General features: G+C 69.3%; 8 protein-coding genes. 4 read left to right on the plus strand and 4 right to left on the minus strand.

Annotation, left to right across the window (positions count from 1 at the left end):
• Window positions 1–76: 76 nt before the first annotated feature.
• The 3 genes from ACFXPK_RS06230 to ACFXPK_RS06240 all read left to right on the plus strand — a co-directional run bounded on the left by ACFXPK_RS06230 (window position 77) and on the right by ACFXPK_RS06240 (window position 3,559).
• Window positions 77–1,408, plus strand: coding sequence for a peptidase (locus tag ACFXPK_RS06230; protein WP_385072224.1), 1,332 nt, complete (start codon window positions 77–79; stop codon window positions 1,406–1,408).
• A gap of 318 nt (window positions 1,409–1,726) precedes the next feature.
• A complete protein-coding gene (locus tag ACFXPK_RS06235; RefSeq protein ID WP_385007991.1) occupies window positions 1,727–2,326 on the plus strand; it encodes a hypothetical protein in 600 nt (199 codons plus the stop codon).
• Between the two features lie 447 nt (window positions 2,327–2,773).
• On the plus strand, window positions 2,774–3,559 hold the full coding sequence (locus ACFXPK_RS06240; protein ID WP_385072227.1) for a polysaccharide deacetylase family protein: 786 nt from the start codon (window positions 2,774–2,776) through the stop codon (window positions 3,557–3,559).
• A 158-nt stretch (window positions 3,560–3,717) separates the two neighbouring features.
• On the opposite strand, the gene ACFXPK_RS06245 is transcribed toward ACFXPK_RS06240, so the two are convergent.
• The 4 genes from ACFXPK_RS06245 to ACFXPK_RS06260 all read right to left on the minus strand — a co-directional run bounded on the left by ACFXPK_RS06245 (window position 3,718) and on the right by ACFXPK_RS06260 (window position 10,161).
• On the minus strand, window positions 3,718–4,551 hold the full coding sequence (locus ACFXPK_RS06245) for a PIG-L family deacetylase (RefSeq protein WP_385072229.1): 834 nt from the start codon (window positions 4,549–4,551) through the stop codon (window positions 3,718–3,720).
• A gap of 328 nt (window positions 4,552–4,879) precedes the next feature.
• On the minus strand, window positions 4,880–5,119 hold the full coding sequence (locus tag ACFXPK_RS06250) for a DUF6243 family protein (protein WP_385000174.1): 240 nt from the start codon (window positions 5,117–5,119) through the stop codon (window positions 4,880–4,882).
• A 273-nt stretch (window positions 5,120–5,392) separates the two neighbouring features.
• A complete protein-coding gene (locus ACFXPK_RS06255; RefSeq protein WP_385072233.1) occupies window positions 5,393–8,446 on the minus strand; it encodes an FG-GAP-like repeat-containing protein in 3,054 nt (1,017 codons plus the stop codon).
• A gap of 776 nt (window positions 8,447–9,222) precedes the next feature.
• Window positions 9,223–10,161: a restriction endonuclease gene (locus ACFXPK_RS06260; RefSeq protein WP_385072236.1), complete on the minus strand. Its 939-nt coding sequence runs from the start codon at window positions 10,159–10,161 to the stop codon at window positions 9,223–9,225.
• Between the two features lie 233 nt (window positions 10,162–10,394).
• Here ACFXPK_RS06260 and ACFXPK_RS06265 point away from each other — a divergent pair, with 233 nt between their 5' ends.
• Window positions 10,395–10,994, plus strand: a complete 600-nt coding sequence (locus tag ACFXPK_RS06265) for a hypothetical protein (RefSeq protein ID WP_385072239.1) — start codon at window positions 10,395–10,397, stop codon at window positions 10,992–10,994.
• Window positions 10,995–11,822: the final 828 nt, after the last annotated feature.

Here is an 11,822-nt window from a genome sequence, read left to right on the forward strand (position 1 = left end):
TTCCGACCCCATTTCCCGCACCATTTCCCGAGCTCGCTTTCCGGACCCGAGAAGGACTCCGTTGAAGATTCGCCGCATGCTGGCCACGGCCGTCGTCGCCGCCGTGACCACCCCCGTCCTGCTGCTCTCCGTCACCCCCGCGCTCGCCGACACCGCGCCCTCCGGCGCCTCGCGCACGCAGGGCCAGGGCGACCGGGGCAAGCCCTCCGTCGAGGAACTGGAGAAGGCCGCCGAGAAGGCGCAGAAGGTGTACGACGACGCCGTGGCCGCCGACAGGGCCGCGCGGGACATCGTCGACGCCGCCCTCTCCGACGAGGCGCCCCTCGCGGTCGCCGCGGCGACCGCCAGGAAGGAGGCGGCGGCGGCCGCCACCGCCAAGGAGAGCGCCGACAAGACGCTCGCCGACGCCACGGCCGCGCGCGCCGCGCTGCCGGAGACCGCCACCGACGACGAGAAGGCTGCCGCGGACCAGGCCGTCACCGACGCCGAGGGCGCCGCCCGGTCGGCGGCGGACACCACGGCCGCCGCCGACACGAAGGCCACGACGGCCGGCCGGGCCGCCGACGACGCCCGCGTCGCCGCCGTACGGGAGTACTCCAAGGTCCGGGACGCCCTCAAAAAGGCCCTCGCGGAGAAGAAGGCCGCCGACAAGGCGCTCGCCGACGCCAGGGAGGAAGAGGAGCCGGAGCTGCCGGGCTGCGACCTGGAGAACAGGCTCCTCACGGTCGTCACCGGCCTGCCGTCCAAGATCGTCGCGGGCTCGACGACCGACTTCTCGCTCCGCGTGACCAACGGTACGGACAAGACGCTGGACAAGGTCTCCTCGCGCGTCTACTTCCACGCGACGGACAAGACCGGCTACAACGTCATCGACGACGCCTTCCACGTCCAGTGGTCGACCGCCGCGTCCCCGGGCTGGAAGAACACGCAGGGCAACTCCGTCCGCTCCCTCGGCGCACTGAAGGCCGGCACCCACACCGACGTGAAGCTGCGCCTGAAGGTCGATGCCACGGCCCCGGCCGGGATCGGCCTCGCCTTCGTCGGCGGTGACTACGTCAACGACGACGAAACGTGCGGCGGCAACATGTCCACCGAGCACGACTTCGAACTCCTGGCCGCCACCGGCGACACCGGCAACGCCGATGGCGGGGGCGACGGTGACGACACCACGCCGGGCACCTCCACACCGGGGACCCCGGAGACCGAGCCGCAGGGCGCCACGTCCACCACCCCGGTCGCCTCCAGCACCGCCGCCGGTACCACCACCACCCTCACCCCGACCGGCGCCCTCGCCAGCACCGGATCGCCCTCGGCCCTTCCGCAGTTGACCGCGGCAGCCGCCACGGCGACGGTCCTCGGCGCCGCCGTGGTCCTCACCGCGCGCCGCCGCAGGGCCGACTCCGCCTGAGTGACGCCGTAGAAGAGCCGCTCCGGACAGCACAGTCGCTCCGGACAACAGTGAAGCCCCGGGCAGCCCGCCCGGGGCTTCACTGTTGTGCGCGGCGAGAACGGGACGGTCCCTTCCTCCTCACCGTATTTATCTACGGTTTCTGCGTTTCGCCTGCAATGCGAGATGAATCGTCTGCTGTTCTACGGAAAGAAATTACTCACCGAGTCGGCCGGTGCCGCCGTGACCGTGAAGACATACGTCACGGGAGTTGGTCGGTGGTTTTTCGTGATAGAGTCTCATTGAATTCACAGGACGCCACGAAAAAAGGGGAATGGCGTGAATACCGAGAAGGTTACGGCTCGACGTCTTGCGGCCGGAGAGGTTTCGGAGTTGGGCCTCCAGGACGGAATCTTCGTCTCGGCAGAGATGAATGGCCTTCCTCTCGACTGCTACGCCCCGGCTTTCCTCACGGAGCCGGGTAAGAACTTCGAGGGCGGATTCTTCACCGCGAGGACGGTCTTCGGCGAGGAGCTCCGTATCGCCCCGGACGACGCCGAGGGGCGCGGGATCTGGGTCGCCGACAAGACGGGGGAGGAGATCGAGGTTCTGCAGAGCGCCGGCGTCCTCCTGAACCTCGCGCTCTTCGTGCCCAACGGGAACAAGGAGTCCCTGGACGCGCTCTACGCCGCGGCGCGCGACGCGTTCGGCGCGGGGATCGTTCAGCGCTGGGACGAGGACGTCGTCGCGGTGCCGGACGTCAAGGTCGACCTGTTCGAGGAGCCGGCCCGCGGACGGAAGAACGCGAGCGCCCAGAACCGCGACCGCCGCGCCCTGGACATCTATCCGACGCGCGTGCGATTCATGGAGCCCAGCGACGGCTGGAAGTTCATTGTCGAACCGCACAAGGAGATGGTCGACGAGACGCCGACGATCTGACCCGAAGGCGGCCGGAAGCCGCCCCGGAGTCGACTTGAATTCGCCCTGAAGGCGGATCGAATTCAAGAATCGTCATGGACGGACAGTTCAACGGAACGCCCGGCCGGGTCCACCCCGGCCGGGCGTTTCTGTTTCCGGACGTCCCCGACGGCGGAGCCGACCGACAACAACGGATCAATTCCGGCGGACCCGTCGCGGAGAAACAACGCCCGGAGAAACAACGCCCGGAGAAACGACGTCCGCGGGCTCGTCGAAGTCCGGGCGGAACACACCGGCGCGGGCCCGGCGGGCGTGGCCGACGCGTCCCGCTCCGTCGCGGAAGCCCTGCGTTTGTCGCCGGCCCCCTGCGGATTCGTCCGTGATCGGTAACAGGGGGATCTTGTGGGGGTGTTCGTGTGTCTTCATGGGCGCACGGCATCGGCGGAGACGACAAAGGGGCGGGCGGACATGGCGAAGCACAAGGGAAGGGGTTGGTACAGCCGGCTTCTGGCGGCGGCGCTCGGAGTGACGGCGCTGGCCGCTGCCACGTCCGTGTGGACCGCGCAGGCCGACCCCACCGGAGGGCAGAAGCCGCAAGCCCGTATCTCCGCGCCGGGCTCCGGGCACGAGGGCAGGGCGGTCACCAAGGTGGCGGCGGACATCGCGCACGCCTCGGACCGCGGTGCCCAGGGCGTCAACATCACCATCGACGACGGACCGGACCCGATCTGGACGCCGCAGGCGCTGCGACTGCTCAAGGACAACGGCGACGTGAAGGCCACCTTCTGCATGGTGGGCACGCAGGCCGAGATGTACCCGGACCTGGTGAAGAAGGTCGTGGCGGCCGGGCACCGGCTGTGCAACCACACGGTCTCCCACGACACCGCCATGGACAAGAAGTCCGAGGCCTACCAGTCCCAGGAGATCCTGGACGCCGAACGCATGATCACCAAGGCGTCCGGTGGCGTCCGCCCGGAGTACTACCGGGCCCCGGGCGGCGCGTTCACCCCGTACAGCCGCGAACTCGCCGCGTCCCACGGCATGCGGCCGCTGGGCTGGAACGTCGACTCCAGGGACTTCGAGCGTCCCGGCGCGGACGTCATGGTCGCCACCGTCAAGAAGGAGATCACCGACGGCCCCACGGTCCTCTTCCACGACGCGGGAGGAGACCGCTCCCAGACCATGGCCGCGCTGCGCGAGGTCCTGCCCTGGCTGAGGGAGCAGGGATACACCTACGGCTTCCCCGTACGCTGACCACGTCCCGCGCCGCGTCGGACGGTCCCGCTCCGGACGACGGGAAAGGCCCAGGTCCACGGACCGGGGCCTTCGTCATGGAGCAAACGGCGCGAACCGGACCGGCGTCGCGTCGGTGATCACCCATCGGGCGGCCTGGGCGCCCCGACCCCGGCGGATCAGCGCAGTCCGGCGAAGAGATCGTTCTCGGGAACGGCCGCACCGGTGGAGTCCTTGACGCGGAGGAAGGTCTCCATGCCCATCAGCTCGCCGAACTTCTCCTTGCCCATCTTGAGGAAGAAGATGTTCTCGCCCTGACTGGCGTGCGCGGCCAGCGCGTCGAACTTCTGACCGCTGAACGGAGTGGTGTCCACCCATGTGGTGATCTCGTCGTCGGGGAGCCCGATCTCGGCCATCGCGGCGACCTCGGCGGGGTCCGGCTCCGGCATGTCCTCCTGGAACTCACGCATGGTCTCCCCGAACCGCTGCATCACCGAGCGGGGCATGGTCGTCCAGTACACCTTCGGTGTCAGCTCGGTCATCTCCACCGCCGCCATCGTGATGCGGTGGGCCTGGATGTGGTCGGGATGGCCGTAGAAACCGTTCTCGTCATAGGTGACGACCACATCGGGCCGGTAGTGCCGCATCAGCTCCGCGAGCCGGGCGGCGCTCTCCTCCACGGGGGTCCGCCAGAAGGACTCGGGGGCGTCGTTGCTCGGCCACCCCACCATCCCGGAGTCGGCGTAGTCCAGCATCTCCAGATCGCTGATCTTCAGGACCTCACAGCTCGCCTCTAGTTCGTGACGACGCATCCGGGCGACGGCCGCCGGATCATGGCCGGCCTCGCCCGGCTTGACGCCCCCCGCCCCGTCACCGCAACCGCCGTCGGTACAGGTCACCAGAACGGTCCGGATGCCTTCCGCCGCATACCGCGCGAGGACCCCGCCGGTGCTGGTGGCCTCGTCGTCGGGGTGGGCGTGCACTGCCATGAGAGTCAAAGGCCGGTCGGTCATGAAAGGTCCTCCTGCGAAGAAACGTCTTGATCCGCGTACACGGCGGGCATACCGCCATCCTGGGGCCCGGATGCCGACGGGAAGGACGCCCTCCGCGGTCTCCACGTTCCCCCGCCCGCACGGCGCCGGTCCCTCGGTTGCAACCGCGCCGGAGTGACCCACTGTTCCCGGCACGGCCGGCCGGTCTTCCGGGCGGCGACGTTTCCACACCGACGGGAAGGGCCCACGCGGTCAGAAGTCGTCGCAGGCGCACCAGCAGTCCCGGTCCCGTCATCGTCGGGGCTGCCCACGCACCGGTCCGAGCGTCGCCGCCCGCGACGGCGGCGCCTCACCCCTCCGCGCTGTCGTCCCCCGCACGATCGGCGCCTCCGGCCGCGCCCTCGGCCGCGCCTCCGGCCGCGCCGGTCTTCTCGCGCATCTTGCGTACCAGCTCCGCCTTCTGGTCGGCGGCACCCTTGCGGTCGAGGTTGCGGTGCGGACCGTTGTTCTGCCGTTCCGCGCGGGACAGCCTCTTGCGCTGCCCGCCGCCCATACCCACGGGGTTGTTGATGTTCTTGCTGTCGGTCACGGGTTCTCCCGGAATGATGTGTACGGAGTCGTCGGTGGGGACGGGAGTCGCGACGCCGAGCGACGCCGGCAGGGGCCCGTCACGCTCTCACTCGTCAATCGGCGTCTGGAAGAACATGACAAAGACGTTACCCGGTTCCGCCGACCCCACCTACCGGGCCTTTCGCCGCCCCGCGCGACGCGGAACCCCGAGCGAACCGGGCGCGGCGGGCGGCATGGAACGGGCCCGGACGCACCACGCTGTCCGGGCCCGCGGGCAGTGGCGAAGGCAGGCTCAGAAGAGGCCCTTGTACCCCTGCCAACCGGTGGCGATCTTCGTACGCCCGCCGAAGGAGCCCTTGCCGTTGCCGTTGTTGCGCCAGACGGTGCCGGAGGAGTCGCGGGAGACGATGTCGGCCTTGCCGTCGCCGGTGATGTCGCCGACACCCACGATCACGTTGTACGACGAGCCCCAGTCGTCGAAGACCTTCACGCGGCTCTTGAACTTGCCGGCCGCGGTGCCGTCGTAGCGCCACAGCTCGTTCGACTTGTCCTGCACCAGCAGGTCGCCGTAACCGTCGCCGTTGAGGTCACCCGCGCCCACGATCTTCTTGTAACCCGTCCACTTGGACGCGATCTTCACCTTCGCGGAGAGCTTGCCCGTGCTCGTCGCCTTGTAGAGGTAGACGTCGCCGGTCGAGGCCTGGCGGGCGACCAGATCGGGCCGGCCGTCACCGCTGATGTCTCCGGGCGAGGTCAGCACGTCGTACTGGTTCCAGCCCGTGCCCAGCGAGGTGTACGCGGTGGAAGGCGTCACCGCCGCCCCGCACGCGGGCCGGTAGGCGCGCAAGGAGCCGTTGCCGAACCGTACGAGCACGTCGTTGCACCGGTCACCGCTCAGGTCGCCGAAGGGCACCACCTTCACCGTGGTCGGCCACGCGGAGCCCGTTCGCTTCCCGGTGAACGTTCCCTTCCCCGTGCCGTACTGGTACGTCAACCCGCCCGAGCCGTTCAGCGTCACCAGCTCGCCGAAGCCGTCCGATCCGATGAAGTCGCGGTGGGCCGCGGCTGCTCCGGTGATCTTGACCGTGCCCGTCCTCGTCAGCGCCGCGCCCTGCCCGTCCGCGGGGGTGACGGTCAGCTTCCACGTATAGGCGCCGTTGGGCACCAGCCGGCTGGAGCCGTCCTTGCCGTTCCAGACCGGGGTCACCACACCGCGGGCCAGGCCGCCGGAGAGCGTGCGCACGGCCGTACCGGCCCTGTCGCTGATCACGAGCTTCCACGAGCCGGCGGCCTTGTTCAGCCACCACTTCGGGCTCCACCGGGCGGCGCCGCCCTTGATGTCCACCGAGGCGGCGACGGTTGCGTCGCGCTGGACGAGCGCGGAGACGGGGACACCGCTGGAGGTCAGACGGACGGCGTGGTCGGAGCGCTGCTGGGCGATCACACCCGTGTACGGGTCGACGTCCCAGGCGCCCCACTCGAACTTCCCGGCGGTGTGCGACACGGGCTTCCCGCTGCGGACGTCGATCACCTTCAGCAGACCGTTCTCGACCGTCGCGACGAATCCGTCGCCGAGCCGCGCCTGCTCCCAGCCGGAGCCGGAGACGAGGGTCAGGTTCCGCTTGGTGACGGTGTCGTAGACGCCCTGGCCCTCCGCGTTGAGCACGCAGTTCCACAGCAGCCACCGACCGACCGCCTGGAAGTCGTTCAGCAGGCAGCCGCGCCCGAACCACACCGGATCGCCCCGCTGCCCGGTCAGCACATCGACGGGGATCACGCTGTCGTTGCCCGACATCACCCACAGAGTGGTGCCCCACAGCGCCCGCACCGTATCCGTCGTCGTGTGCACCGTGCGCCCGGAGTCGAGGTCGACGATCCGGGTCTCTGCGGCGCCGGTGCTGTCGTGCGGCCTGGTCAGGGCGGCGAAGCGGCCGTTGGCGGCGGTCGCGGTCTGATAGGTGCGGGAGCTGTCGATCCGGGTGGCGGGAAGCGACTGGGTGGCACCGAGGAGCTGGGGCTGCTGGACGGCGCTCGTGCCGTAGCCGGAGATGACCGTCCGGCCGTCGCCGGTGTCGATGAGACGTGGGCCGCTCCAGTGGTAGTTCTCCGGCGCGATACGGCCGCGGGTGGTGCGTGTCCCCGCGGCGGGGGAGTCGGCCACTCCGGTCTCACGGGTGTGGAGGTACGACCAGTCACCCACGGGGTCCAGCTCCACGGTGGTCAACCGCCCCTGGGCGAGGGTCAGCTTGGAGATCGTGCGGGCGGTCTGCCGGGGGTACGCGTCCGCGACCCGGCGTACGGTGACCCCGCCGCCCCCGGCGGCCCTGATGAGGGAGACGCCCCAGTGGTCCGGGTCGGCGCCGCCCGCGACGAGCAGCCCGCCGTCCGGAGTGGGCACGGCCTGCCGCGACGTCCTGGCCAGCAGCGTCCGTGGCGCGGAGCCGTCGAGGGGGACGGCTTCCACCCGCGAGACCGCGCGGCTGATGTCGTCGCGGCCCAGGGCGGAGTCGTACCGGGACACGATGGCGGTGTCCCCGACCAGGCCCAGTACCTGCGCGATGTCACCGACCGGAACGGTCCGCACGGTGGCGGCCGGGTTCTGCCGGGAGGCGACGTGCAGGGTGCCGTCGTAGCACCACACCAGGTGGGTGGCGCTGAGCGCGACCATGTCGTACCAGGACCGCACGGTGTACGGCAGGGCGGTGAAGCGCCCCTGCTCGACATCGAGCCATCCGGTGACTTCGTCATCGCCCTTCCGGTACCGCACGACCTGTCCCCGCGCGTCCCCCAGCCCGGCGGCGGACCACAGACGGACGCCGGAGGGGACGCCTTCCACCGTACGGTCGGTGACCGAGCCGTCGGCCCGGACGTCCAGCAGATGCCACACGGAGTCGGTACCCGGGGTGCCCGCCGTCGTGACGACCGTCGACCCGAGGGTCCTGAAGTACGCGTGTCCCTCGGGGAGCGCGACCGTACGGACCTGGCCGGACGCCATGTTCCGCAGCGTCACGGTCCGGGCGGAGCTGTCATGGCGGGCGACGACGTCCGAGCCGGCCCCGGCACTCGTGACGCCGTACCCGTCCGTGCCCGAGGCGTCGACGACCGTGTCGACCCCCTCGTACGTCGTCCAGAGCTGGCCCTTCCCCTCCTCGTACCGGAGGAACCCCGAGGGCCCCGCGCTCAGCAGGCCCGTCCGGGGAACCCCGGCCGTGGTGGCCGGCACGACCACCTCTCCGGTGACCGTCCCCCCGTACGCACTGCCGGTCGAGAACGGGCCGAGCCCGAGGGCGAGGGTGAAGGAAACAGCGGCGGCGGTGGCGCCTCGTACGAGCGCACGTCTGCCCATGCGGGACCTCTCCGGGGACGATAGGCGAAGGCATGGAGAGACCCGTGCGCACGTCGTCGAGCCGCAGGTCACGGACGTGCGGCACCTATGACGTTCAGACACCCCCCCCAGGCGAGTGGCCGGATATTAGCACTTTATCTGTGCATGACCTGTGGACCGAGGAATGGTGACAGGCGGTGCCGCGGGTCCGTGAGGTTCACTCAGCGGCTTGAGCGCCGCGAGAACTGCCCGGCGAAGCAATTCCCCCGGACCACAGGGACGTTGAGACACTGCACCATCTCGGCGTGCCGACTTCCGGCCAGAACGATGCGGTAGAGACTCGCCCGTGGCCGGGCCGGGCCGGTCGAGGCCGAACCCGATCGGTCCCGACCACGCCGGATCAAGCGGCAGCCTCGCTGTGCCGTACTCGGGACTGGGCAACTCGGAGAGCGCCGCGGCGAAGCGTCACGGGTGCGGCCCACGGCCGTGAACGGTGGCGATGGCGCCGCACTGGCGCATCCGGGCGACGAAGCCGGGCCGGACAACAAACAAGGCCCAGGTCGCCGACCTGGGCCTTCATCATGGAGCGGGTGACGAGAATCGAACTCGCGCTCTGAGCTTGGGAATCAACGCATCCTCGGCCTGTACTGTTGCTCTGACCTGCGAATATGGGCGCCAAGGCGACCTCGGGGGCTCGCCTTGGCGCCTGCGGTTGACCGTGATTTACCGCCGCGCCGGGCACGAATCGGGCACGGCCACCTTCTGATCCGGATCGGTCAGCGACGGCATACTGGCCGCTACGGGAGCGCGTTGGGGTTGGTGCTGGTGAACCCCTTGCCCTCGGGCCAGATCACGGCGCAGTCCTGCGTCTTGGCCAGGGCCAGGAGGTCTTCCCGCGGTTCAGAGGGGAGCAGGATGGCGCGGATGGTGTGGTCCACGAACCTGCTGTAGTCCGCGAGCTGGCCGATGGCCATGCGGATGTTCTCGCGGGTGACGCTGCCCTTGGCCTCGATCAGGAGGCCGAGCCCCTTGGCGTGGAGATCGGTGAAGAGGGGGCGGCTTTCACCGGGGGGCAGGATGCGCTGCCGGCCGGACTGGTGGCCGTTGCTGGTCAGGTAGTCGGCGAACGCCTTGACCAAACGGGCTTCCTTGCGGTCGGCCTCGTAGGGCTCCTGGTTCGGGTTGACGAACGTGGTCTCGCTCTCGTTCCTTTCCAAGGGGAGGTCGTCCACCTGGTTGGGGTGCGAGACGAGCAGCCGGCCGAGCTTGGTGGCGGGCTCCTGGGGTGCGGTATCTACCGGGTTGAGCCGGAAGACGATGACCTTGCGGAGAGGGCCGTCGTTGGTCTCGGGGGCATCCGCGGAGTACCAGGGGTTCTCCTGGTCGACAGTGAACTCGCCGCGGTAGGTGACCGTTCCGCGGGCGCCCTGGAAGACGCGGAGCGCACGCCCTTCGGCCTGGTGGTTCAGGATGCTGGCGTTGCCGGAGATCATCCGCTGATCGCCGTACTGGCCTTCGCCGCTGTAGTGGAAGCGGCCGTCCGGCATCCAGTCGTCGTAGTAGCCGTGCTTCTCGCCGGCGACGGGGTCCGTGAAGACGAAGACGTTGGGCGTCTTGGCCGACGGCCCAATGCCTCCCTGCGTCCGCCCCCCGAACTTGCTGTGGAGCGCCTTGCGTTCGATCTGATCGCCGGGCTTGAGCTGCCACTCCATGGTGTCCGATGCCGTCTCGCTCATGGGCCTCCTTCGAGAGCTGCCGCACCTCACAGCGAGATGCGATCGTAAGAATCATGCACGCATGTGAATCGGATGTCAAATTTCCGCATCCGATTCGGACCCACGACTCATCTGTGCGCCGGCTCTGTGGATAGATGCGCCCCTATGCGCACTACCGCGCTGAGGTCTGGGCCGGGACGGTGGGCACGGTGCTGCTTTGGCGGGCGAGATGCTCGGGGGAAGGGCGGTAGGCGATGAACGTGGTGACTCCGTGGGCCAAGGAGACATTCGGTGAGGTGGCGGGGGTGCTGGCTGACGCCATACCGGCGTGCCTGACGCGAGCCCACGAACGGGCAAGGAACGGTCACCAAGGTGTGCACACCCAAACGCTGGAGGCGTACGGACACGGCCTCCACGCCGTGCAGTACGAGGAGCTCGCCGCCGGCCTCGAACATCTCCCCGGCGCGACCGCGGTCCGCCTCCAGGCCCGAACCGTCATGATCGTCGCGGACCACGTGATCTACCCGATCCGCTACGCCAAAACGGACGTACCTGTCACCGCGGCGAGACTCCGACGAGCCACGGGCCTACGTGCTGACCTCATTCGACGCCACGGGCCAGAACCTATGCAGGGAGAGCTGGACCTCGGACTTGAGGAACTCGAAGAACCCGAAGCCCACCGGGACCTCGGTCAGCTCCCTCCGGAAGTCGGCCTGGTCCTCGTCGCCTACGCCTGCTCCATGAACGCCGGCGTCATGCGATTGGAGTGGGGCGCCGCCGAGTTGCGCCGAGAAGATCGATACCTCATCTGGCATCACCACGAGCCCCTGACAACCAGTCCGGCGACGCCTTAACGGCTGAGTCAAACCGAATGGGGCGCCACCCTGAAAACGAGCGGCGCCCCATCCGGGCTACCCAGAGACTCATCCTTATCAGGTCGATTGTTTGCACCCGCTTGGTCTGGTCGGCCGCCGCTGCCCCTTGTGGCGCCTGCGATCGAGGTTCGCTGGTGATCGCCGAGGATCGGCGCTGTTGGTGTCAGCCGTTGATGTCGCGCGGCTACGGCCCTCTTGACAGCAGCCGAGCGAGTAGCGACGACTTGGGCCAGTGAGCGGAGCGCCCATGGCGGGCTCGGCCCCATCGCGGCAGCAGCCAGATCCCCATCAGCCACGGCCATGAGATCGGTCCGCTCATGCGGGATCATCCGTGACGGCGTCGGTACGGTGGCCGGCCTTCGACTGCGGTCATGCCCGGAGTGCTCGGCCACGCCTCACCCACTCCTCCCGTAGACAGCCCTTGACTACGTTCGCAACGACTTATGCGGCGTTCGGCGGTGCGCCCGCCATGTAAACCGCTCACCGCTTCCGCCCCGCCGACTCCGTCAACCTGCCCCACTTCCCCTTCCCCCCTTTGCCCCGTCCCGCTTTGTGGGTTCTGGGGCTGGTCGTCGGTGGTGTGGCTGGGTGTCGTGGTGTGGGTGGTCTGCTGGTGTCCGTGGTCGGGGGTGCTTGGCCGGCGGGGAGTCGTGGCAGTGGTGGCTTGTGCGGGGCCGGTGGTCGTCCTCGGTCCGGCGAAGCGGAGGGCGGGGCAAAGCGTGAAACGGAGCACCCCGTGACAACTACTGGTGGCGCGGGGCCGTGGGGCCGGGCGGAGCGGGCCGAAGGCAGGAGCGGCGCCCGAGC

It is taken from the genome of Streptomyces sp. NPDC059142 (assembly GCF_042755665.1).
In the GTDB taxonomy this organism is placed as follows: domain Bacteria; phylum Actinomycetota; class Actinomycetes; order Streptomycetales; family Streptomycetaceae; genus Streptomyces.